At 45.0% G+C, this 24,375-nt stretch carries 17 protein-coding genes, 1 tRNA gene and 1 pseudogene; 17 read left to right on the top strand and 2 right to left on the bottom strand.

The window, feature by feature from the left end:
• Window positions 1–9: 9 nt before the first annotated feature.
• Window positions 10–645: a hypothetical protein gene (locus DW083_RS14255; RefSeq protein WP_115499597.1), complete on the top strand. Its 636-nt coding sequence runs from the start codon at window positions 10–12 to the stop codon at window positions 643–645.
• Window positions 645–1,229 (top strand): uracil-DNA glycosylase family protein, encoded by a 585-nt coding sequence (locus tag DW083_RS14260; protein WP_122332818.1) that lies wholly within the window; start codon window positions 645–647, stop codon window positions 1,227–1,229. Before DW083_RS14255 ends, DW083_RS14260 begins: the two co-directional genes overlap by 1 nt.
• Before the next feature lie 74 nt (window positions 1,230–1,303).
• On the opposite strand, the pseudogene DW083_RS14265 reads toward DW083_RS14260, so the two are convergent.
• A pseudogene (locus tag DW083_RS14265) lies at window positions 1,304–2,804 on the bottom strand (glutamine synthetase family protein).
• Window positions 2,805–2,935: 131 nt separating this feature from the next.
• Between DW083_RS14265 and DW083_RS14270 the strand changes: the two are divergent.
• From DW083_RS14270 to DW083_RS14280, 3 genes are all read left to right on the top strand, one after another.
• The gene (locus DW083_RS14270) at window positions 2,936–3,148 is read left to right on the top strand and encodes a hypothetical protein (protein ID WP_122332819.1); all 213 of its coding nucleotides are present in this window, start codon (window positions 2,936–2,938) and stop codon (window positions 3,146–3,148) included.
• 7 nt (window positions 3,149–3,155) lie between these two features.
• Complete coding sequence (locus tag DW083_RS14275) at window positions 3,156–3,548, top strand: PIN domain-containing protein (protein WP_122332820.1); 393 nt, start codon at window positions 3,156–3,158, stop codon at window positions 3,546–3,548.
• 45 nt (window positions 3,549–3,593) lie between these two features.
• Window positions 3,594–3,666: transfer RNA gene (locus tag DW083_RS14280), tRNA-Trp, on the top strand.
• Between the two features lie 15 nt (window positions 3,667–3,681).
• Here the strand turns inward: DW083_RS14280 and DW083_RS14285 are convergent.
• Window positions 3,682–4,017 carry a helix-turn-helix domain-containing protein gene (locus tag DW083_RS14285; RefSeq protein WP_122332821.1) on the bottom strand — a complete coding sequence of 112 codons (336 nt, stop codon included), beginning with the start codon at window positions 4,015–4,017 and terminating at the stop codon, window positions 3,682–3,684.
• A 515-nt stretch (window positions 4,018–4,532) separates the two neighbouring features.
• On the opposite strand from DW083_RS14285, the gene DW083_RS22960 reads away from it, so the two are divergent.
• The 12 genes from DW083_RS22960 to DW083_RS14340 all read left to right on the top strand — a co-directional run bounded on the left by DW083_RS22960 (window position 4,533) and on the right by DW083_RS14340 (window position 24,201).
• A complete protein-coding gene (locus DW083_RS22960; RefSeq protein WP_233552221.1) occupies window positions 4,533–5,354 on the top strand; it encodes a carboxypeptidase-like regulatory domain-containing protein in 822 nt (273 codons plus the stop codon).
• Window positions 5,339–7,738, top strand: a complete 2,400-nt coding sequence (locus DW083_RS14290; RefSeq protein ID WP_233552222.1) for a SusC/RagA family TonB-linked outer membrane protein — start codon at window positions 5,339–5,341, stop codon at window positions 7,736–7,738. Before DW083_RS22960 ends, DW083_RS14290 begins: the two co-directional genes overlap by 16 nt.
• A gap of 12 nt (window positions 7,739–7,750) precedes the next feature.
• Window positions 7,751–9,619, top strand: coding sequence for a RagB/SusD family nutrient uptake outer membrane protein (locus tag DW083_RS14295; RefSeq protein ID WP_122332822.1), 1,869 nt, complete (start codon window positions 7,751–7,753; stop codon window positions 9,617–9,619).
• Window positions 9,620–9,893: 274 nt separating this feature from the next.
• Window positions 9,894–11,060 carry a Gfo/Idh/MocA family protein gene (locus DW083_RS14300; RefSeq protein ID WP_122332823.1) on the top strand — a complete coding sequence of 389 codons (1,167 nt, stop codon included), beginning with the start codon at window positions 9,894–9,896 and terminating at the stop codon, window positions 11,058–11,060.
• Between the two features lie 31 nt (window positions 11,061–11,091).
• On the top strand, window positions 11,092–14,190 hold the full coding sequence (locus tag DW083_RS14305; protein ID WP_122332824.1) for a glycoside hydrolase family 2 TIM barrel-domain containing protein: 3,099 nt from the start codon (window positions 11,092–11,094) through the stop codon (window positions 14,188–14,190).
• Between the two features lie 232 nt (window positions 14,191–14,422).
• Window positions 14,423–16,009, top strand: a complete 1,587-nt coding sequence (locus DW083_RS14310) for an SUMF1/EgtB/PvdO family nonheme iron enzyme (RefSeq protein WP_122332825.1) — start codon at window positions 14,423–14,425, stop codon at window positions 16,007–16,009.
• A 35-nt stretch (window positions 16,010–16,044) separates the two neighbouring features.
• A complete protein-coding gene (locus DW083_RS14315) occupies window positions 16,045–17,439 on the top strand; it encodes a Gfo/Idh/MocA family oxidoreductase (protein ID WP_115499603.1) in 1,395 nt (464 codons plus the stop codon).
• Between the two features lie 3 nt (window positions 17,440–17,442).
• Window positions 17,443–18,384 (top strand): sugar phosphate isomerase/epimerase, encoded by a 942-nt coding sequence (locus DW083_RS14320; RefSeq protein ID WP_122332826.1) that lies wholly within the window; start codon window positions 17,443–17,445, stop codon window positions 18,382–18,384.
• A gap of 22 nt (window positions 18,385–18,406) precedes the next feature.
• Complete coding sequence (locus DW083_RS14325; RefSeq protein WP_187574930.1) at window positions 18,407–19,096, top strand: helix-turn-helix transcriptional regulator; 690 nt, start codon at window positions 18,407–18,409, stop codon at window positions 19,094–19,096.
• Between the two features lie 13 nt (window positions 19,097–19,109).
• Window positions 19,110–19,688 (top strand): response regulator transcription factor, encoded by a 579-nt coding sequence (locus tag DW083_RS14330; protein WP_122332827.1) that lies wholly within the window; start codon window positions 19,110–19,112, stop codon window positions 19,686–19,688.
• 111 nt (window positions 19,689–19,799) lie between these two features.
• On the top strand, window positions 19,800–22,118 hold the full coding sequence (locus DW083_RS14335; protein WP_122332828.1) for a TonB-dependent receptor: 2,319 nt from the start codon (window positions 19,800–19,802) through the stop codon (window positions 22,116–22,118).
• Between the two features lie 10 nt (window positions 22,119–22,128).
• Window positions 22,129–24,201: a TonB-dependent receptor gene (locus DW083_RS14340; RefSeq protein WP_233552224.1), complete on the top strand. Its 2,073-nt coding sequence runs from the start codon at window positions 22,129–22,131 to the stop codon at window positions 24,199–24,201.
• Window positions 24,202–24,375: the final 174 nt, after the last annotated feature.

Genomic DNA, 24,375 nt, shown 5'->3' on the forward strand with positions numbered 1-24,375 from the left:
AACATACAAATGAATATCATTTCCAAACTATTCAAAAAGAAAGAAGAAGAAGAAACTGTCGTATCGAAAGGCTCCGTCGAGGAGTTTGTTACGCTGATCCGCGTGTATTATCAGGCAGTGATGGCCGTACAGTTAGGGATCACGAACCTCAACATATTGAACGATATGGCGCTGTTTAAACGGATGCTCAAAATCCCGACACAGAACAATAAGTTAGGGATCGCCGAGAAATCGCGTGCCCGCAAAATACTGATGCAGGAATACGGCCTGAACGAAAATTTCTTCAAAGAAATCGACGCTTCCATCAAAAAGAACTGCCGGACGCAGAACGACATTAAATCTTATTTCATCATGTATCAGGGATTCAACAACGACCTGTTCTCCCTGCTGGACACTCTGATGCAATGGAAGTTCCGTTTCTCCATGCTGGTAAAGAAACTTTTATATGCCCAGACGCAGAAGACCATCCACGAGATCGTAACCCGCTCGGAATGGAAAGAAGTCAGCACACAGAAAGTAGCCTGGAGAATACGGAAATACAAAGAGTCACTCGGCTACTCGGAAGAATGGATGACCGATTTTGTCTACAATGTCGTGTTGATGGCAAAGGAAGATGCCAAGAGACAAAGGAAAGAAGATAAATAATGGAGAAGAAAGAGGTCGAACAACATCCTTTAGGGTTCTTCCTGCCGGAGAATACGAAGTTACTGATGTTAGGAAGCTTCCCGCCTCCGCTCGCGCGCTGGTCTATGAAGTTCTACTACCCGAATATCCAAAACGACATGTGGCGGATACTCGGCCTGATTTTCTATCATAACAAGGAATACTTTCTGGAAACAAAGAAGGCTTTCAGCGAAGAAAAAGCGAAAGCTTTCTGCCGGGAAAAAGGAATCGGGATCGGCGATACGGCAATGGAGGTAATCCGTCTGAAAGGCAATGCGTCCGACAACTTCCTGCAGGTCGTCACTCCATTGAACCCGACCGAAGTTCTGGCCAAGATTCCCGCATGTGAAGCCATTGTCGTAACAGGACAAAAAGCGATGGATACATTAATTGCCATGCTGCCTCCGGTAGAAGAACCCAAAGTCGGCTCCTATTCCCGTTTCACCTTGTTGGGCCGTGTCTTCCGCCTTTACCGCATGCCTTCTTCCTCCCGGGCGTACCCGAAACCATTGGAAGAAAAGGCTGCTGCCTATAAAGTCATGTTTGAAGAACTGGATATCAGTTGAAAGTGGAAAATTGAAAGTTGAAAGTTGCGACAAGCGATATTTTTAACTTTCAACTCTCCACTTTCAACTATATCTTACCCGCAATGGAAATACCGATTCACCAGTTCCAGCATTCCTTCGGTGTGGCCTTCCAAGTCTTTGCGCAACATCGTATCGCAATAACTTTCCAGTTTCTTTATGATACCGTCGATCATACTCGGGCTGAACACATTATATTGTTCGAATATCGTTCTCTGCTGTTGCAAACGTTTAGCTGAAGCGACACAGCTGTCCGGCAACTGATCCAAAGATTCCAACCGCGCTTTGTTTTCAGCCTGATGGATATTCACATTCACATACGTTTTTTCCGCAACATCCAACGCATCCGGGATTTCGAATCCATACCGGCAAGCGACTGCCAATCCTGCCAATAATTGATAAAGATCAGCCGATCCGTCCGGCGAACGCATCTCGACTGTCTGCTTTTGCGTCGTATCGTAATGGCTGTCCGCCTCAAGCGGATTCGCCAGCGAACACATATCTTTCTTGGCTGCCCATCCCAACGGAACACGTACCAAAACGGAACGGTTACGATCGCCCCAACAAATATTAGTCGGAGCCTCCTGATGGGGAACCAGACGGAAATAAGAAGTCGGATTGGTATTGCCGAATGCCGTAATAGACGGTGCCAGCTTCATCATTCCGGCAATTGCCCGGCGGGCTGTTTCCGACAAAATACCATCCTGCAACATTTGGTTCTTGCCGTCTTTCATGATGCGCATATGTATATGTAAACCGGAGCCGGCCTTCCCCGCCGTTATCTTCGGGGCAAAAGTAATGTCAAGACCATATTCGTATGCCAGATTCCGGATCACCCATTTGGCAATCATCAACTGGTCGGCTGCGTCTTCCACTCTCGTCGGCAGGAACTCGATCTCATTCTGTTCATAGATCTTCCCGTTCAGGTAAAATTACCCACTTCCGAATGTCCGTATTTGATCTGTCCGCCTGCCTGTGCGATATATTGCATACACTGCGTACGGAACTGATTAAATTTGGCATACGGCCCTGATTCGTGATAACCACGCTGGTCTGTTGCCGGGAACAGCTCTTCCTCTTCTGCGATTACATAATATTCCAACTCGCCCATCGCCTCGAACTCCATGCCGGTCACATCCGTAAAAGCCTTGCTTGCCTTGTGCAATGTATATTCAGGTGAACTTTCCAGCGGCTCCCCATCTTTATTAAAGAACGAACACAGCATACTCAACGTCGGTAATTCGGAGAAGGATCGACAAACGCCGTCCGGAAACGCGGGATCACATACAAATCGCTACTTCCCGCCTCGATAAACGAGAACAGGCTGGAACCGTCCACACGCTCACCGCAAGTCAAAATTGCATCCAGATAAGCCGCATTGTTAATTACGAAATTCAGCGTTTTCAACCGTCCGTCACCGGCAGGATACATAAAGTTCACCATCCGGATACCTTTATCCTTTATATAAGATACAATATCCGCCTTTGTAAATTCGGAAGATGGCTTCTGAAGATGCTCAACCAAAGGGTTGGCGTTCATTTCTAATTCGTTTTTCATGTTTTTGTTGATTGATTTTATGGAACACACAAAGATATTCAAAACATTCTCAAAGTACAAAACAAGGAAAAACTTTTATATTCGATTTATCTTTCTTATCTTTGTAAATGTAGATTATAAAAACGATGTCTATGATAAAAGATATTAGTATAACGGATATGTATATGAGTGTTCTATCCTCCCTCAGCGCAGATGAGAAGCTCGATTTAATCAGTAAACTTTCCGAATCTCTCAGAAAGACTAAGAAAGAGAAAAAAGTCGCAGTTGACCCTTTCGCTTGTTACAAAGGGGATTGGGACGATAATCTTCCACGCACATTCACACGAAAAGTAGAATCTTGGTAAATGCAATATGAAAAAATATCTGCTTGACACCAATGTTATTATTTCAATGTTTAAGAACAAGGGAAAAGTTCGCCAGCATATAATGGATGCTGGTTTTCAAAATTGTTTCATTTCCGAAATAACTATTGCAGAACTTTTTTATGGTGCAGCTAAAGGAGGGAGACGAGAAAATTTGGATGATGTAACAAATGTTTTACAACAATTTGATGTGTTACCCATTTTCCCAATCCTCAAATCTTATGGGCAAATTAAAGCCAGTCTCGAATGCAAAGGACTACGAATTGATGATTTTGATATCCTTATAGGAGCCACAGCCCTCCAAAATAAACTCGTTATGGTCACTGCTAATATTGGGCACTTAAATCGTATTCCGAATCTTATAATTGAAAATTGGGAATAAGGGCTTGGTTATTCAAAATAATATCTTACCTTTGCACCCGCAAACACGGAAGTAGCTCAGTCGGTAGAGCACTGGTCTCCAAAACCAGGTGTCGGGAGTTCGAGCCTCTCCTTCCGTGCATTCCTCCAGAAAATCATTTCGATTTCAGCAAATCAGCAATCTGTTCTCCAAGTGCAATGTTTAGTATCTGATCTTTTTTATCGCCATCCAGTTTTATTTGTAAGACAGCCTCTGTCGACAGACTGCTTCCTTTAGAAGGAATATATTTCTCCGGAAATGTAATAACATCTATTACAGAGATCTGTAATACCTTTGCAATTTGCAATAAGGTATTATATTTAAGCTCACGTTCTCCAGACATTATCAGACTAAACCCCGCCTGCTTCATACCTATTTGTGCAGCTATGTATTCCTGTGAATAACCTTTATTCCTTCGAATTGTATCAATATTATCCAATATACTGTTCATATAACCAAGTTAACAATTGTCTCAGAACAAAATAAGCGCATCCTGCAATATTTTATTGCGAATAATTTTGCACATATAACATTTTGCAATATATTTGCATCGAATATAATTCATAACAATTAACAAGAGTTGTGTTTACTTCAAGAAATACACATCTCATTATAAGATTGTTAACCTAAAAAAGAGTTCAAGATGAGACCAAGAAAAGTTTGTATTACAGCCAAAAGAGCATCTACAATGCATCACTTATCTTTCAACCTCTATTCAAGAGGCATTTCCAATCAGGCCCTGGCATATCGGATGGATATGCCAGGAAAATACTTACTCGGTCATTTATAACGTAATCCTCTTATTGTAAAATTCACCCAATATCAAATGATATTTTTTTTCAAAATAAATGTTTCATTTAATACTTGTTGCCTATGATCACATAATATTAGAATTCCAGTTTTTTAGCAGGATAGCAATATCCTTATTGTTTTTTTAACCTTATATTCATTTAATAAAGAAAGAACATGAAAGAATCTTCTTTAAAAACACATTCCAAGCAAGGTGGTGCAATAAGCAATCTTCTTAAAATGTTAACCTTATTGCTTTTTGCATTCTGTACAACCACCGTTTTTGCACAGCAAAAGACCATTAAAGGCACCGTTATTGACGCCACCGGCGAACCACTTATCGGTGTAAACGTATCAGTAAAAGGTACTACCACCGGTATCATTACCGACATTGACGGCAAGTACACTTTAGATGTTCCGACAAATGCAATAATTGTATTTTCCTACATCGGATACCGGACACAAGAAGTTTCAGCCGGAAACCAAACGTCAATTAACATCACACTACAGGAAGACACTCAAAACATCGACGAAGTAGTCGTTGTAGGATACGGTGTACAGAAAAAAGAAACTGTTACCGGCTCTGTGTCGACATTGAAAGGTGAAGATTTGATTAAATCACCAGTTGCAAACCTGTCAAATGCTATTGCCGGTAAAATGTCAGGTGTAGTAACATACCAACGTTCCGGTGAGCCGGGATACGATGGAGCCACCATCCGCATCCGTGGTTCAAATACATTAGGAAACAACGACCCCTTAATCGTAATCGACGGAGTTGCTGCAAGAGCCGGTGGCTTGGAGCGCTTAGATCCAAACGAAATCGAGACAATGTCCGTGTTAAAAGATGCATCTGCTGCTATCTATGGAGCCCGTGCCGCCAATGGCGTAATCTTGATCACAACAAAAAAAGGACGGGCCGCAAAAAAACCTGATTTACCTATTCATTCAATCAAGGATGGTCTAAGCCGACCAACCTGCCGGATATGTGCGACGCCGTAGAATATTCCGAACTAATGAATGAACTCTATATGAACAAAGCTATGAAAAACCCGGCTCTGAACAACGGAGAAAGCATGGGGGATTATACGTTATTCAGAACGCCGGAAGAGATCGAGCTCTATCGTAACGGCAGTGACCCCTGGAGATATCCGAACACAGACTGGTATGCCGCAACATTTAAGAACTGGTCACCGCAACGTGTCCATAACGCATCTTTAGAAGGTGGATCCGACAAATACCAGTATTTTGTAAATTTCGGCCATAAATATACCGACGGGCTTTATCAAAACTCTGCAAACAACTACAAACAATTCAACCTGCGTATGAACGTAGATGCACAATTTAATGATTATATTAAAGTCGGTGCACAATTGATGGGACGCCAGGAAAATCGTAATTTCCCCAGCCAGGGAGCCGGTGATTTACTATGGTTCACTTCCAGGGGCCGCCCTACAGACCAAGCATACTGGCCTAACGGACTTCCCGGTCCAGCGCAGGAATACGGACGCAACCCTGTTGTCGCTTGTACGGATGCAACAGGTTATACACATGATAAACGCTACTACATCCAGAGTAATGCAAAAGTTGAAATTACCCAGCCATGGATTGATGGTCTGAAATTGACAGCTTCCGTATCGTATGATAAATATTTAAAACAGAGCAAAACATGGTTCCAGCCATGGACTTTATATGATTGGGATAAAGTAAGCTATGAAGCAGATGGCATTACTCCAAAACTAACGCCGATGCTCAGCTATCCGAATCATGAAGACCCTGATTTATCAATGGAATCCACAGACCAGACCAATACCGTGCTAAGTGGTATTTTGACTTACGACCGTAACTTTGGAGACCATGGCATAAACTTTCTTATCGGCATGGAACGTGACTGGTCAAACGCAGAGTCATTCAATGCCTATCGCCGTTATTTCCTATCAAACGCCCTGCATCATTTTAATGCAGGCGGTGATAAAGAAAAGAATGCTAAAAGCGATGGTGACAACTGGGAGCGTGCCCGCATGAACTATTTCGGACGTTTAGCATACAACTATAAAGAAAAATATCTGGCTGAGTTTGTATGGCGTTACGATGGTTCGTATATGTTTGCAGCAGGGAACCGTTTCGGCTTTTTCCCCGGTGTCTTGTTAGGATATCGTATTTCCGAAGAAGATTTTTGGAAAGAAAATCTCTCCTTTATTGATTACTTCAAAGTCCGTGCATCCTGGGGGCAGATGGGTAACGACCAAGTATATTATGACGGTAGCTTGAGAGAATATCAATTTGCTCCGACTTACTACTACGAATGGGGATATATCGTCGACAATGCAGACGAAAAAGGTTTGCGTATCAGCCGTTTCCCGAATCCGAATATTACTTGGGAACGCGCCAACAATTTCAATGTCGGTATTGAAACCCGTACATTCGACAACCGTCTGTACCTCGAAGCAGACTATTTCTACAATAAGCGATCTAACATTCTGTGGCGCAGAAATGCCTCTATTCCGACAACTTCAGGTTTAACCTTACCAGCTGAAAACATCGGTAAAGTAGACAACACTGGTTTCGATTTCAAAATCGAATGGAACGATAACATCGGTAAAGACTGGCATTACAGCATCTCTGCAACCGGAGGTTATGCAAGAAACACAATCAAATTTTGGGACGAATCTCCCGGTTCTCCCCAGTGGCAGAAATCAACCGGACATCCGATGAATACAGATCTATATTACCAATATGACGGCGTATTCAAAGATTGGGACGAAATCAATAACACTGCAAACCGCCCGAATTATGACGGTATCACAAAAGATGCAGACCTGAAACCGGGCGATATGAAGTTCAAGGATATTGACGGAGACGGTAAAATCACACCAGACGACCGTGTTCGCTCAAACCGCAATAATGAACCCAAATGGACATATGGTATCACAGGAAACCTGCAATGGAAAAACTTCGATCTGAGCGTCTTGTTCCAGGGAGCTGCAGACTCTTGGACAAAAGTATATTGGGAAGCAGGCGATATCGGTAATTATCCGAAATATGTATATGACAAACATTGGTCAATTGAAAACCCCTCGGACAAATACCCGCGCGTAAATGAACGTAGCCAGTATTATTGGGATGGAACAGCGGCCGGAAACAATACTTACTGGATGGTTAACACCAACTATATCCGCTTGAAGAACCTTGAAATCGGTTGGTCGCTACCAAAAGCCTGGTTAGCACAAACTAAGCTTATTTCATACGCCCGCATATATGTCAATGGTGTTAACTTGTTGACCTTCTCACCATGTAAGGATATCGACCCGGAAAGTACAAGTTCCAACGCAACCAACTATCCGCAGTCTAAGATCATCAACGTCGGTTTTACAGTAACTTTCTAAATCAATTTGAATATGAAAAAGGCGAATATATTATATTTACTCACTGCCATATTACTGACAAGTTCATGTAGTACGGATTTCCTGAATACAAAATCACAAACGGAAATCATGGCAGAAGATATCTGGAAAGAAAAAAGCCTGGCTGAAGCCTATATGTACGATATCTATTTTGCTTTCCAAGATGCAGGCTTTACAGAAGAGTTACAGGCTTCTGCATGCGACGAAGCCATGTTCACGCATGGACGCGAATTTCCGGAAACAAATGCCGGTGCAGTCACCGATGTTAACCTTGGTTGGTTCTCAAAGACTCAAAGCGGGCATCAGTGGCAGCGTCTATACTTGAATATACGTTCTTGCAATGACTTTATCGAAAATCTGGATAATGCCACATTTGCAGAAGATGCACGAGTGCAATTAAAAGGAGAAGCATACTTTTTACGTGCTTATTTCTTACACCGTTTAACCCGCGCATTCGGCGGAGTACCCATCCAGTTGAGGGTAACCCAATTGACAGATGATCCCGAATCATTCCTTATTCCAAGGTCTTCTTATACAGATTGCATCAAGCAAGTATTAAGTGATATCGACAATGCTGCAGAATACCTGAAAGACCGCACATTTGCTAATACACAAAAAGGACGTGCAACTTTAGCCGCCGTAAAAGCGCTGAGAGTTCGCGTATTAACAGATGTAGCCAGTGATCTGCACGATCAGCCTACTGCTTCTGCCAAATCGTCCTTACTGGGTTCTTACGCACATCCCGAACTGTTATTCTACACAGAAGGATCACGTACTGAACGTTGGCAAGCAGCCAAAGCTGCAGCTAAAGACCTTTTGGACAATCCGATGGGACACGCCATTCCGACTTATGGCGGAAGCGGACTGTCAACAGAAGAGAAAGCACAAGCTATCTGGAAATTCTTTCTAACGGAAAGTGCAGACAACATCTTCTCGCGCTATTTCATCGACACCAAAGATGAAAGTGGAACCAAGATGCCGATATTCAATGGTCCTTCCGGTTATCATGCTTGGGGAGGCAATACACCTATACAAGATTTGGTTGATGCCTATGCAATGGAAGACGGTAGCAAGTTCAACTGGAACGATCCTCAACATGCAGCAGCCCCTTACAGCAATCGCGAACCACGTTTTTATGCAACAATCATGTACGATGGAATGCAATGGATTCAACGTCCATCGGACTTTGCGGCAATAGAGCCAACCGGCAAAATCCAGACCGGTTACTACCAGTTAGATCCGTCCATAACAGACGACTCTAAGTTCTTCCCCGGAATGGATACACGTGCAGGAGGAGGAGAAAACTGGAATGCCACTTACACTGGATATTATTTGAAAAAATATATCAACCCGGCGGATGGAGACCATCGTAACAAGATTAATGCCATCTTCCCGTTCATTCGCCTTTCCGAAATTTATTTCGACTACATCGAAGCTTGTATTGAATTAGGAGAGCTGGATGAAGCCAAGAAGTACTTGAACGAATATCGCGCGAATGTCAATTTGCCGGCTATAACGACAAACGATCAAAATGAATTGCGAAAGATCTACCAAAACGAACGCCGCCTGGAATTTACTTATGAAGAAATTCGTTATTGGGACGTTCGCCGCTGGATGATTGCACCAGAATTGCCAGGCCTGAATAGCTTAAAAGGTATCCGTGTGACCGCAACATTGAAACCTAGTATCGGGGCTCGAAGTAAATATGACGCCGACCCTACTGTTTGGGACATGCACTATAAAGTAATTGATCTAAACAATGAAGGCCGCCAATTCGTAGACAAATGTTATTATTTACCTATGATGCGCAATGAATGCAACAGTAATCCAAACTTGATCCAGAATCCTGGATATGGAGAATAATCTAAAAATTCACCTAAGAAGAGGGGGCGTATTCTGCCCCCCTTCGAACATGAGACTTCTACACCAATCATCTATTTTATAAATTATTTTTCCTAATACATCTATCACACTTATTCCTCAATATTTAATAAGCAACCGTGATAGAGTGATACTGAATCTTGAAACCTATACAACCAATATTGCAATTTAATGTTGCAACGCTATTGTACATCTTACAAGATTTTGTAACTTTGGGCAGTATCTCAATTCATTAAATTGCTAATTTAATAATATCATGAAGAACAGAAAATTAAGAATGGGTATGGTTGGCGGAGGAAGCGACGCTTTTATCGGGGCAATCCACCGCCGGGCAGCCTTTATGGACAACCAAATTGAATTAGTTTGCGGATGTTTCAGCGTAGACCCTGAGATATCCAAAAGTTCCGGTTTATCCTATTTCTTGCCGGAAGACCGGATTTACAGCACTTACCAGGAAATGTTCGAACATGAAATGACCTTGCCGGAAGACGAGCGGATGGACTTTGTTACCATCGTGACTCCCAACCGTTGGCATTTCGAACCGGCTATGATGGCACTTGAAAGAGGATTTCATGTGGTAGTGGATAAACCGATGACATTTTCACTGGAAGAAGCTAAACTCCTGCAGAAAAAAGTTGAAGAGACGGGACTTATCCTGGCTTTGACACATGTATATTCTGCCTATCCGGCCGTAAAAGAAGCGAAAGCCCGCATTGCGAATGGCGAACTCGGCAAATTGCGCCGTGTATATGTCGAATACACACAAGGATGGCTGGCTGAGCGCATCGAGCTGCAAGGCGGCAACAATGCCGGGTGGCGAACAGACCCGAAACGCTCCGGCAAGGCTGGTTGCGTAGGCGATATCGGAACACATGCCTGGCATCTGAGCGAATATATTACCGGACTGAAAGTACAAGAACTGTGTGCAGACCTGAAAGCATTCGTTCCCGGACGTCCGATCGATGATGACGGCGCCGCATTCCTTCGTTACGAGAACGATGTGACAGGTGTCCTGACGGCAACCCAGATCGGAACAGGCGAGGCCAACAACATCCGTATCCGTGTATATGGCGAAAAAGGCGGGCTCGAATGGCATCAGATGGAGCCGAACACGCTGACTTTGAAATGGGGCAACCGTCCGGCAGAAATATTGAATATCGGTAATAACGGCTATCTGAGTGAAAAGGCATTGTGGAATACCCGAACCCCAGCCGGACACCCGGAAGGCTTCATTGAAGCTTTCGCCAATATCTACCGTAATTTCTCACTTACTGTAAGAGCCATCAAAAACGGCGAAACCCCAAGCGGAGATTGCCTGGACTTCCCGACTGTCCATGATGGCGTAAGAGGCATGCAATTCATTGAAACAATGGTTGAAGCCGGATATAACGATAATGTAAAATGGCAAAAATGGATTGATTAAATCCTGAAAAACCGTAAATAAATAACATCTTATGAAACTAAACGTACTTGCTGCTTGCTGCCTGTCCCTGATCGGGACAGCAGCTTTCGCTCAAAAAAATGAGTGGAGAGACCCTAACGTAAACGAAATCAACAGGGCTCCCATGCACACAAATTATTTCGCATACGAAAATGAGAACAGTGCATTAAAAGGATGTAAAGAATCCTCTGAAAATTTCATGACCTTGAATGGAAACTGGAAATTTTTCTGGGTTAAGAACGCTGATATGCGCCCGACAGATTTCTATCAGGTAAATTACAACGACAAAGGCTGGGCCGACATGAAAGTTCCCGGCTTATGGGAATTGAACGGATTCGGTGACCCGATCTATGTAAACGTAGGTTATGCATGGAGAAGCCAGTTCGAGAACAACCCTCCCGAAGTTCCGACCGAAAACAACCATGTGGGATCATACCGGAAGGAAATCATCGTTCCGGCAGATTGGAAGGGAAAAGAAATCTTCGCCCATTTCGGTTCTGTCACATCCAATATGTATCTGTGGGTAAACGGACAGTTTGTAGGTTATAGCGAAGACAGTAAACTGGAAGCGGAATTTAACCTGACTAAATATCTGAAACCGGGGAAAAACGTGATCGCATTCCAGGTATTCCGCTGGTGTGACGGCACTTATCTGGAAGACCAGGATTTCCTACGTTTCTCGGGTGTCGGACGTGACTGCTACCTGTATGCCCGTAATCCGAAATATATCCAGGATATCCGCGTAACTCCGGATCTGGATGCACAATACAAAGATGCGACTTTGAATGTATCGCTTAATTTGAAAGGAAGCGGCACAGTGGATCTGAAATTGTTGGATAAGGCAGGAAAAGAAGTTGCCACTTCATCCGTAAAAGGTGCCGGTAAAATTTCAACAGATATCGCAGTCAGCAATCCTGAAAAATGGTCGGCAGAAACTCCGGTCCTCTATACCCTGACAGCAACTCTGAAAGACGGTAACAATACGGAAGTAATTCCGGTCAAAGTCGGTTTCCGTAAAATCGAACTGAAAAATTCACAGATATTGGTGAACGGACAACCGGTATTGTTTAAAGGTGCCGACCGCCACGAAATGGACCCCGACGGCGGATATGTCGTTTCACCGGAGCGCATGATCCAGGATATCAAAGTGATGAAGGAATATAATATAAATGCCGTACGCACCTGCCACTATCCGGACAACAACCTGTGGTATGACCTTTGCGATCAATACGGTATCTATTTAGTTGCCGAAGCCAACATCGAATCGCACGGTATGGGATACGGCGACAAGACACTGGCTAAAAATCCATTATACGCAAAAGCGCATATGGAACGCAATCAACGTAACGTGCAACGCGGATATAACCACCCATCCATCATTTTCTGGTCGTTAGGTAATGAAGCCGGTATGGGTCCTAACTTCGAGGCTTGTTATACCTGGATTAAGAACGAGGACAAAACGCGTGCCGTACAATATGAACAAGCACGGACAAGCGAATTCACTGATATCTATTGCCCGATGTACCTGAACTACGAGAGAAGTGAAGAATATAGTAAAGGTAGCATTGACAAACCCCTTATCCAATGTGAGTATGCACATGCCATGGGTAACTCGGAAGGCGGATTTAAAGAATATTGGGATCTGGTTCGTAAATACCCGAAATACCAGGGTGGCTTTATCTGGGACTTCGTAGACCAGTCCTTACGCTGGAAAACAAAAGACGGTGTTCCTTTCTATGCTTATGGCGGTGACTGGAATCGTTATGATGCTTCCGACAACAACTTTATGGACAACGGCTTAATTAGTCCGGATCGCAAACCGAATCCGCATATGTACGAAGTAGGCCATATCTATCAGTCCATCTGGGCTACTCCCTCCGATTTGGCAAACGGCGTCATCAATGTTTATAATGAAAACTTCTTCCGCGACCTGAGCGGCTACTATGCAGAATGGGAACTGTTGGCAAACGGAGAAGTTGTTCAGACAGGTATGGTGAAAGATTTGGAAGTTGCTCCGCAGCAGACTAAATCTGTCAAGTTGAATTACAGCACAGAAGGTATCTGCAAATGTAAAGAGCTCTTACTGAATGTAGCTTTTAAATTAAAGAAAGCGGAAACATTGCTTCCTGCCGGTTACACGGTTGCCAAGAATCAAATGACAATCCGTCCGTATGAAGCTCCGAAACTGGATCTGCAAAACAAACAGAAAGTAAACATTGCCACAGTCGTTCCGACTATTAAAGAGAATGATTTCAACTATCTGATCATTGAAGGAGAAAACTTCCGGATGGATTTCAACAGACATGACGGATTCTTGTGCAGATATGACGTAAACGGTATGCCTATGCTGAAAGAAGACGGAAAACTGACTCCGAACTTCTGGCGCGCTCCAACGGATAACGATATGGGTGCCAACCTGCAGAATAAATATGCGGCATGGAAAGAACCGGGGCTGAAGCTGACCTCTCTGACAAACAAGATCGAAAACGACATGGCTATTGTCAGTGCTGAATACACAATGGATGCTGTCAAAGCGAAATTGTATCTGACCTATACGATCAATAATGAAGGTGCTGTTAAAGTTACACAAAAAATGGTAGCCGACAAGTCCGCAAAAGTATCTGATATGTTCCGTTTCGGTATGCAAATGCAAATGCCGAAATGCCTGGATCAAATCAACTATTATGGAAGAGGTCCTATTGAAAACTATTCCGATCGTAACAATGTAACTGATTTAGGGAACTACAAACAGACCGTAGACGAACAGTTCTATTCATATATCCGCCCGCAGGAAACAGGGACAAAAACAGATATCCGTTGGTGGAAACAAATGAATAAGGGAGGTAACGGGTTGATGTTTATTTCTGAAGCTCCTTTCTCTGCTTCCGCATTACATTATTCGATCGAGTCGTTGGATGACGGCACACAGAAAGAACAAAGACATTCGGAACTTGTACCGCAGATAAACTACACCAATATGTGTATAGACAAGGTACAAATGGGATTGGGTTGTATCAACAGCTGGGGAACCCTGCCGCTGGAACAATATCGTATTCATTATGGGGATTATGAATTCTCATTCATAATGAAACCGATCCAGTCCAATTTATAAGTTTTTACTAAAAAACGCTTGTTCCCGCGACGATATGGGATTCTTAAAAGCCGATATATCAAGCGGAGACAAGCGTTCCTTTATAAAAACTGATAAAAAAGTATAATCCCTGTGCATATTTCGTTAAATAGCCAGTATAGACTTTCGTTTTATACCGGAAAACACTACTTTTATTCCCGATTTTTAAATCTAATTCAAGACTAATTGTAAAATCGCTTACCATAAGAAACAAATGGCTACTAACAAGAATTTGAATCGCTATCCTTCAGGGAAAAAAGGAAGATTTTTCAAAGGAAAGACTTTTATTCTCTTGATCGGATTACTTCTCGGTGCGGGCATTATGGTTGCCGTATATAAGACATCCGTTTACTTTTCATCCGACGAATCGTGTATGATGTGCCACGTACATCCACACGTTGAAGACAGTTGGAAACTTTCCAAACATGTAAACAACGGAAGTGGGGTTAAAACTCATTGCGTAGCTTGCCACCTCCCGCCTCAAAGTGATACATGGAACCATTATACGGCAAAAGCCAAATTAGGATTAAAGGATGTATGGTCCTATATGACAAAAGACAGTGCCGATTTCGATTGGGACACAAAATCGGAATTGGAACACGCGGTTAAATATATCCCGAACGAATCTTGTAAAGAATGTCACCAGAATTTGTTTCCGGAGGGAATCAATCAGGATGGCATTACCGCACACCTCTATTATGATGAAAACGAAAAGAAACTGGATTTACAATGTATCAGTTGCCACCTTGACGCAGGACATTATAATCCAGATTACAAACACGGCAAATTGACAGGCATTCCGGGCGCAAATACGACTGCATCCATAGACACCAGTATGTATTTCAAAACTGCTACACCTGTCACGTCTTTTGCCGATTATACGGAACAAATCCCCGGAACGCCCGTTTCATTCAAGATGGTTGCCATACCGGGTGGTACATTCAAAATGGGTAGCACCGAAAAGGAAGCATTCCACAAGGAAGATGAAGCACCCGTACGGAACGTAACAGTCAGTCCGTTCTTCATTGCCGAAGTCGAGGTTACGTGGGATCAGTACTGGGCATTCTATGGACAGACCATGAGTGAAGGACGTACGCCTCCGGAAACGGTGTATGCCAATAACAGCAACCCGGATGTAGATGCGATTTCCGGTCCGACTCCACCGTTCGGGTTCCCCGACCAGGGATGGGGTGGCGGCGATCGTCCGGCAATCACAATGACCCACTATGCTGCAGAAACGTTCTGCCAGTGGTTATCTAAGAAAACAGGAAAGAAATACCGTCTGCCGACTGAAGCAGAATGGGAATATGCTGCTCGTGGAGGTACGGAAACCCCTTACTTCTTCACCGGCAACCCGAAAGATTTTTCAGACCAGGGATTCTGGCGTAAGTTCTTCGATGCAAAAACAGACAGCATCAGTTCATTCGTAATTTATGTAAAGAACAGCAAAAACAGGACACAGGAGCCAAATGAAGTAAAAGCAAATCCGTTCGGCTTGAAAAATATGTTGGGTAACGTAATGGAATATTGTGCAGACAAATATGATCCGCAAGCTTATAGCAAAGGCGGTGAAAACGTAACAAATCCATTGGTCACAGAGGGTGAAGAATGGGTTGTACGTGGAGGTAACTACACTTCCGATGCAGCAGATGTTCGTTCTGCAGCCCGTGATTATACAAAGCATGATGCCTGGTTAAAAACAGACCCGCAACAACCGAAGAGTATTTGGTGGTATTCGGATATCCGTGGTATCGGTTTCCGTGTGGTTTGCGAACCGGACCCTGCGATTGGAGCAAAATAACAGATGATTAATTGATACCTATAATTTACTATATCATGAAGCGAGAAAACAGTATTAGCAGAAGATCTTTTTTGAAAAGTACAGCTATGGCCGGTGCACTGGGTGCTATCGGTACAGGTAGTGCGAGTGTATTAACCTCATGTGCCGGTGGCGGTAGCGAAAGTGCAGCAGCCAACAAACCGCTGAAAGAACCCGGAACATACTATATCCCCGAATTGCCTGACTTGGCAACAGACGGTAAAGAACTGAAAGCCGGTGTTATCGGTTGCGGCGGACGTGGTTCCGGCGCTGCAGAAAACTTCCTGGAAGCAGCAAACGGCGTTACAATCGTTGCTTTGGCTGATACTTTTAAAGAACGTGTAGACGGGTTGGCTGATAAATTGAAAGCAAAAGGATGTGATATTCCTGCCGACAAACGCTTCGTTGGCTTAGATGCTTACAAACAATTGATCGATAGCGGTGTAGACGTAGTTATCGTAGCAACTCCTCCGGTCTTCCGTCCGGTTCATTTCCAATACGCAGTTGAAAAAGGCAAACATTGCTTCCTGGAAAAACCGATTTGTGTAGACCCCGTAGGTTACCGTACAATTATGGCTACGGCTAAACAAGCCCAGGCCAAGAACCTGTGTGTCGTAACAGGTACACAACGTCATCACCAACGCAGCTATGTTGAATCTTATAAGAAGATCATGGAAGGCGCTATCGGTGAAATTACCGGCGGTGTTGTTTACTGGAATCAGAATATGCTTTGGTTCCGCGAACGTCAGAAAGACTGGAACGATTGCGAATATATGATCAAAGACTGGGTTAACTGGAAATGGTTATCCGGTGACCATATCGTAGAACAGCATGTACATAACATTGATGTATTTACATGGTTCAGCGGTTTGAAACCGGTTAAGGCTGTAGGTTTCGGTTCTCGTCAACGCCGTATCACGGGTGACCAGTATGACAACTTCAGCATTGACTTCACGATGGAGAATGGTATCCATATGCACAGTATGTGTCGCCAGATCGACGGTTGCGTAAACAACGTCAGCGAATTTATCCAGGGAACAAAAGGTACTTGGTCAACAGCTAACGGTGAAACAGTAATCAAAGACAATGCCGGCAATGTTGTTTGGAAATATGATTCCGAAGCTGAAAAAGCAAACACAAAACAGCAGAATCCATATGTATTGGAACACGTAAACTGGATCAACTGTATTCGTGGCGGCAAGAAAATCGAACAAGCTTCCGAAACAGCAGTGGCCAACATGGCTGCCATCATGGGACGTGAATCAGCATACAGTGGGATGGAAACAACATGGGAAGCGATGACTGCATCTCCTCTGGACTATACTCCAAAAGACCTGAATCTGGGTAAGATGGACATGAGTGGATTTACTGTTCCGGTACCGGGTAAACCTCGTGACGAAAAGAAAAAATAACATATGGCACTGAACAGAAGAAACTTTTTAAGAACGACTCTGGCAGGTGCGGCTGTTGCAGCCGGTAGTTCAGCTCTTGCTGCCTGTGGTGGCAAAGGGGCTTCTGCTGAAGGTTGTCCGACCGACAAGAAAGCTTGTTGCAATAGCAAAGCCGAGTTGAAAATATCCTTCCAGGAAGGTATTGCACCGGGTGAAAACCTAAATCAGAAACTGGACCTGATGGAAAAGTTGGGTGTTGTAGGTTTCGAACCGGGCGGACGTGGACTGAAAGACCGGGTGAAGGAAATCAAGGATGCTTTGAACGGACGCAATATCAAAGTGAGTGCGATCTGTGCAGGTTTCGATGGTTTCATCCTATCAAGCGATCCGGAAAAAAGCAAAAAATGCATGGACACCATGAAGGAAATTATTGCTCCCGCAGGAGAGCTTGGTTCCGTCGGTGTAATTATCGTTCCGGCATTCAATTCGCAGTCTCCGGTAATGCCTCATACGCAGGAAACACGCGATTTCTTATGCGAACAGTTCAATGAAATGGGCAACTTCGCTAAGGAGCACGGTACGACAGTAATCTTAGAACCGCTTAACAGAAAAGAAGCATTCTACCTTCGCCAGGTAGCGGATGCCGCTTCTATCTGCCGCGACATCAACAATCCGGGCGTACGCTGCATGGGTGACTTCTGGCATATGACATGGGAAGAGACAAGCGACATGGGCGCATTCCTTTCTGCAGGCGATTACCTGCAACATGTACACATTGCCAGCCGTAAACGCCGCAGCATGCCAGGTGAAGACGGAGATGCAGATAATTATGTAAACGGCTTCAGAGGTTTGAAAATGTTAGGTTATGATAAATATGTAAGTTTCGAATGCGGATGTCAGGGTGACCGGAATGTTTTGGTTCCTGCCGCAGTTGAATTATTACGTAAACAGTGGGAAGAAGCATAATATGCCATTAGTATATCCTAATATGCAAATGAGTGAGGTGGTGGAAGAGCACCCCTCACTCATTCCTGTTATCAACCGGTTTGGAATCCGTCTGGGATTAGGCGACAAATCGGTCAAAGCAATTTGTGAAGAATATCAGCTGGATACCGACTTCCTGTTGACGGTGATCAATACGTTTCTCAATGAAGAATATTTCCCTGAAAAGAAGTTACAAACATTCCATACTTCACAGATCATCGATTACCTGACTAAAACCAATCAATATTACCAACGTTATCAAATCCCGAATATAGAAAGGCATCTCGGTTCGTTCATTTCCATGAGTACACCGGGAAATAATACGCTTAACCTGATCGGGAAGTTTTTCTCTTCGTTCAAGGAGGAACTGACTTCACGGATAGAGAAGGACGAACAGGTTTGGTTTCCCTATTGTTTATCATTAAGCGAACAGTTGAAAAACTATCAATCATCCGGACAAGTCGAAGCTCTTCACCTGGGTTCCGAACAACGGCTGGAAGATCCGATAGAAGCACTGCTGGCCGATTTGAAAAGCATTATGATCAAGCATTTATCCGGCGATTATAATGAGAACTTGTGTTACGCCGTCATATTTGCTGTCAGCAGTTTGGAAAAAGACATCAAACAACACAACCGCATCCGTTACCGGATACTGACTCCTATGGTTTCTGCAATGGAGAAGCTGTGTATTTAACTAATTCGACCGGATGCACCACAACAAGCAAATAGCAATCATACTGTCTGACACACTGCAAAGTACGGGGCTGCAAAGTATGCTGATCGACTATTTTCCACCGGTAGAAATCAGCCATTATCCTACATTCGAAGCCTTGTCGACTTCGGGAAACGACACATTCGACTACTATTTCACCAACTCTACCCTGTTTGTACTAAATGCAGACTTCTTTCTGCCCCGACGCAGTAAGACAATGGTATTAATAGACGGAACAGAAGGAGAAGGCGGCTTGTCAACCACAAACCATATCACAATCAAAGCTCCGCAGGAAATCATCATCGAGCAGCTGGAACAACTATTTGCAGGAGACAGCAGCTGCTATCCCGGCGAAAACAATAAAGACCTGTCTATCCGTGAAACAGACGTTCTCCAGTTAATCGTTAAAGGCAGCACAAACAAAGAAATCGCCGACAAACTGAACATCAGCCTTAACACCGTTCTCACCCATCGCAAAAACATCACGACCAAACTCGGTATCAAAACAGTTTCCGGACTCACTTTCTACGCCATCATGAACGGCATTATCTCGGGCGACGAGATCGAACTTTAAAGTTGAAAGCTGAGAATTGAAAGTTAAAAATCACTACATATAGTGATTGACAGCCTTGAATCTTTCTCGTTCCTTTGTAAGCGTAAAATACTAATAGTTTACAACAACACGATGAACAAACGCTACCTCTATGCTCTTGTTGCGAGCTCACTGATCGGCCTGCAAACATTAAAGGCAGAGCATGTTAGTATTAACGACACGATTAAAACTTACAATATCGACGAAGTGGTGATCACCTCATCGACGAAGGAGACGAACGACCTGCGCTTGCTTCCCGGTGCAGTTTCCATTCTTTCGCCCCAAGCGATAGCTGCTCGTCAGATAGATGCGCTGAAGGACATCAGTGCATTTGTGCCCAACTTGTACATGCCGGATTACGGCTCAAAAATGACTTCTGCCATCTATATCCGCGGAATCGGGGCACGAAGCAGCGGGCAATCTATCGGACTTTATGTAGACAACGTCCCCTACCTGGACAAAAGCGCTTTCGATTTCGAGCTGAATGACATCCAACGCATCGAAATCCTCCGTGGTCCGCAGGGAACCCTTTACGGGCGTAATGCAATGGGAGGAATCGTCAACATCTATACCCTCTCGCCCTTCACCTACCAAGGAACGAAGATATCCATGTCGATGGGTAATTACGGAACAGCAAAAGCAAAGGTTTCCCAATACAGCAAACTCAGCGAAAACGTCGGTATTTCGGTCAACGGTTATTATGACCGGAACGACGGTTTCTTCATCAACGAATACGACAACAGTAAAGCAGACAAAGAGGAGTCGGCCGGCGGACGATTCAAGCTGGACTGGCGCATAACGGACAAGCTCATGGCCCAATACACGTTCAATTACGATTATGTCACCCAGAAAGCCTTCCCATACGGTCAGTACGATCCGACAACCGGAACCGTACAACCGATCCGCATCAACGATCCGAGCTCCTACTGGCGGCGAACACTCAACAACAGCCTGTACCTGGAATGGAAGACAGACCGGTTTACCCTCTCTTCCACCACCGCCTACCAATATCTGAAAGACGACATGAAAATGGACCAGGATTACACGGAGCTCTCCATTTTCACCCTCAACCAGAAACAAAAGCAATACGCTTGGAGCGAAGAACTGGCAATTAAGTCCAACACCAAAAGTAATTATCAGTGGAGCTTCGGTGCATACGGCTTCTACAACAGCCTGAACACCGACGGCCCCGTCGTCTTCAAAAAGGACGGGCTCAGCGGCATCCTGCAAAAAGCATTCGACGACATGCTGGCCAATAATCCGAAAGCGCCGAAGCTAACAGTCTTGGGCGACGAATCGAACCAGATCTATTTTCCCGGAAACTTCGACACACCGACACACGGATTTGCAGCGTTCCACCAATCGACTTACAATAATTTGTTTATAGACGGCCTCTCCATCACCGCCGGCATCCGACTGGATTACGAAAAGGCGGAACTAACTTACCATTCGGCTGTCGACAGCATGAAGATCGGCGTACAAATGGGCCCGATGAACATGACGCTTCCCGTCAACACGGTGATGGATGGCAACATCTCGCAAGATTTCCTCCAGGTGTTACCAAAAGTGTCACTACGCTACCAGTGCACACCAGGGACATTCACCTACGTTTCGGTTGCCAAGGGCTACAAGACCGGAGGATACAACGTCCAAATGTTTGGTGACCTCGTCCAGGCGGAAGCGCAATATGAACTCCAGTCGAAATTCATGCCCGACGGAGCCAAAAAACCGGGAGAGGTAAAAGATGTCGCTTCCTACAAACCCGAGCACAGTTGGAACTACGAAGCCGGTATCCGCAGCGAACTGATCAAAGGCCGCCTCAGCAGCGAACTGACCCTTTTTTATATGGATATCCGCGACATCCAACTGACTTCGTTCGCCGAAAACGGCAGCGGCCGCCTGATCACCAACGGAGGGAAGGCAAACAGCTACGGTGTGGAAGTGAGCCTGCGAAGCCGGATCACTGAAGGGCTGACGGCCGACCTCAACTATGGCTTTACACATGCCTCGTTTCGCGATTACGTCTTCACCGACAAAAATGAACAGGGCAAGATAGTCGAAACAGACTGTAAGGACAATTATATACCTTACACCCCACGCCATACGGTCAGCTTGGGAGTGCAATACACGAAACTGTTGCATAATAAGCCGATCGACCAGTTCACCGCCTCCGCCCAATTCACCGGAGCCGGCAAGATATTCTGGACGGAAAAGAACGACATCAGCCAGCCCTTCTACGGTCTGCTGAATGCCAAAGTCGGAGTCCGCAAAGGGATCGTAAACCTGAACCTGTGGAGCAGGAACATCACTAACACAGACTACCAAGCGTTCTATTTCGAGTCATTCAACCGTTCGTTCATCCAGAAAGGCAAACCTTTCCAGATCGGTGGCGAAATAACGGTAGCATTTTAATTGATAAAACATGAAACTATTATATTTCCTCCCGGTTTTCTTCATTCTCTCCCATACGGCAAAAGGAGAAGAAATAGAGAAAGACACGTCGAAGATACGGAACGTGGAATTGAACGAGATCGTCGTGCAATCCTTCAAGCAGCAGCGCGACCTCCGGCTCGAACCCCTCTCGGCCACAGCCGTTACAGGCACAGCCATACAGAACCGTAACATTACGGGGATCAAAGAATTCAGTTCCTTCATCCCGAACCTCTTCATGCCCGATTACGGATCGAAATTGACGTCGCCCGTCTACATCCGTGGGATCGGTTCGAAGATCAACTCTCCGTCGGTCGGCCTCTACGTCGACGGAATCCCCTATTTCGAGAAATCAGCATTCGATTTCGATTTTGCCGAGGTAGACAGGATAGAAGTGTTGCGCGGTCCGCAAGGAACACTCTACGGGCGCAACACGATGGGCGGCATCATCAATGTCTACACCAAATCGCCCTTGAAGTACGAAGGAACAAACCTGTGGCTTTCCAACGGGACCTATGGTTATCGCGACTATTCTCTCTCCCATTACAATAAAATCGGCGAGAAATTCGGGTATGCCATCTCGGGCAATTACACTAACAGTGACGGATACTTCACCAACCTCTATACCGACAAGAAAGCGGACGATTCGAAAGCCGGTTCCGCCCGCATCCGCTTGGAATGGAAACCCAACACGCGGCTCTCGCTCGGACTGATGAGTTCGTTCGACCGCTCGAACCAGGGAGGCTACCCCTACGCCGTCTGCGACTCGGTGACACACCGCCCCGGCGACGTGAATTATAACGATTACAGCTTCTACAAGCGGACACTCTCCACCACCGGATTTTCGGCCGACTATCAAGGCGCGGGCTACAGCATCAACAGCCGTACCGCCTTCCAATACCTCTCGGACCACCAGGGCATCGACCAGGATTTCTCGCCCCGAAGCATCTATTTCGCCCGCCAGGATATGAAGCAGAAGATGGTTTCCGAAGAACTAAACATCAAATCGACCACTACCGGCCGCTATAAATGGCTTTTTGGCGCCTTCGGATTCTGGCAAGGCATCGACAACGCTGTAATTCTCGATTATCTATCCAAAGACTATACGACACGTAAACTATACAATACGCCGACATACGGCGTAGCCCTCTATCACCAGTCGACGATAGATGATTTGCTGACGCGCGGCCTCTCGCTCACTTTCGGACTCCGCTACGACTACGAACACGCCTCCAACGATTACCTTTTCTATAAGGAAGCAGACGGTGGCAGCCAGCAGATGGACGCCTTCGACAGCAAGCTCAAGTTCAGCCAAGTGACGCCAAAGATCGCCCTGCAATATATGTTCCCATCCACCGGAATGATCTACGCCACCGCGACAAAAGGCTATAAAACAGGCGGCTTCAACACCTCATTCGATCGAGAGGAGGACCGCAGCTTCAAGCCCGAGACGAGTTGGAACTACGAGTTGGGCGCCAAACACCCGTTCCTCGACAACCGCCTCAACGCCGAGTTCTGTTTCTTCTGGATCGACTGGAAAAACCAGCAGATTTATCAGATGCTCGCCACGCAAACCGGACAATTCCTCCGCAATGCCGGGCGAAGCGAAAGCAAAGGCATAGAAGTCAGCTTGCAAGGAAACCCGGTGAACGGGCTGATGGTGCAGGTCAACTACGGCTTCACGCATGCCACCTTCAAGGATTATAAAGACAACAGGAAAGGCATCGACTATGCCGGCAATTTCCTTCCGATGGTGCCCCGCCACACGTTTGCCGCAGGCGCCGACTACACGATCCCACATCCTTGCACGCATATCGACCGCTTCACTGTCAGTGCCGGCTATACCGGGACAGGGCGCATCCTGTGGAAAGAAGATAACAAGGTGTCGCAATCTTATTACGGACTGTTGAATGCGAAAGTATCTGCTACCAAAGATTTTATTACCTTTGCAATCTGGGCGAAGAATATTACCAATGCCGATTATGCGGCCTACTATTTTGAAAGCGCCGGCAACGGCTGGCACAAAAAGGGCGGCCGTTCACGATCGGAGGCAATATCCAATTGAGTTTTTAAAGTTTTCGGAAAGTTCCGAAAAGCCGGGAAATGATTTTTGGAGACGTCGGAACTTTCCGAAAGCCAAAAAATCATTTTTGAAGATGTCGGAACTTCCCGACAATGCAAAAAATCATTTTCTGAGACGTCGGAATTTTCCGAAAGCTCAAAAAATCATTTTTGAAGC

The sequence above is a fragment of the Parabacteroides sp. AF48-14 genome, from assembly GCF_003477465.1.
GTDB classification, from domain to species: Bacteria; Bacteroidota; Bacteroidia; order Bacteroidales; family Tannerellaceae; genus Parabacteroides; species Parabacteroides acidifaciens.

Excerpts from the sequence above, each read along its gene's own strand:
- DW083_RS14255 (WP_115499597.1), top strand. The coding sequence starts at position 10 with ATGAATATCATTTCCAAACTATTCAAAAAGAAAGAAGAAGAAGAAACT.
- DW083_RS14260 (WP_122332818.1), top strand. The coding sequence starts at position 645 with ATGGAGAAGAAAGAGGTCGAACAACATCCTTTAGGGTTCTTCCTGCCG.
- DW083_RS14270 (WP_122332819.1), top strand. The coding sequence starts at position 2,936 with ATGATAAAAGATATTAGTATAACGGATATGTATATGAGTGTTCTATCC.
- DW083_RS14275 (WP_122332820.1), top strand. The coding sequence starts at position 3,156 with ATGAAAAAATATCTGCTTGACACCAATGTTATTATTTCAATGTTTAAG.
- DW083_RS14285 (WP_122332821.1), bottom strand. The coding sequence starts at position 4,017 with ATGAACAGTATATTGGATAATATTGATACAATTCGAAGGAATAAAGGT.
- DW083_RS22960 (WP_233552221.1), top strand. The coding sequence starts at position 4,533 with ATGAAAGAATCTTCTTTAAAAACACATTCCAAGCAAGGTGGTGCAATA.
- DW083_RS14290 (WP_233552222.1), top strand. The coding sequence starts at position 5,339 with ATGTGCGACGCCGTAGAATATTCCGAACTAATGAATGAACTCTATATG.
- DW083_RS14295 (WP_122332822.1), top strand. The coding sequence starts at position 7,751 with ATGAAAAAGGCGAATATATTATATTTACTCACTGCCATATTACTGACA.
- DW083_RS14300 (WP_122332823.1), top strand. The coding sequence starts at position 9,894 with ATGAAGAACAGAAAATTAAGAATGGGTATGGTTGGCGGAGGAAGCGAC.
- DW083_RS14305 (WP_122332824.1), top strand. The coding sequence starts at position 11,092 with ATGAAACTAAACGTACTTGCTGCTTGCTGCCTGTCCCTGATCGGGACA.
- DW083_RS14310 (WP_122332825.1), top strand. The coding sequence starts at position 14,423 with ATGGCTACTAACAAGAATTTGAATCGCTATCCTTCAGGGAAAAAAGGA.
- DW083_RS14315 (WP_115499603.1), top strand. The coding sequence starts at position 16,045 with ATGAAGCGAGAAAACAGTATTAGCAGAAGATCTTTTTTGAAAAGTACA.
- DW083_RS14320 (WP_122332826.1), top strand. The coding sequence starts at position 17,443 with ATGGCACTGAACAGAAGAAACTTTTTAAGAACGACTCTGGCAGGTGCG.
- DW083_RS14325 (WP_187574930.1), top strand. The coding sequence starts at position 18,407 with ATGCAAATGAGTGAGGTGGTGGAAGAGCACCCCTCACTCATTCCTGTT.
- DW083_RS14330 (WP_122332827.1), top strand. The coding sequence starts at position 19,110 with ATGCACCACAACAAGCAAATAGCAATCATACTGTCTGACACACTGCAA.
- DW083_RS14335 (WP_122332828.1), top strand. The coding sequence starts at position 19,800 with ATGAACAAACGCTACCTCTATGCTCTTGTTGCGAGCTCACTGATCGGC.
- DW083_RS14340 (WP_233552224.1), top strand. The coding sequence starts at position 22,129 with ATGAAACTATTATATTTCCTCCCGGTTTTCTTCATTCTCTCCCATACG.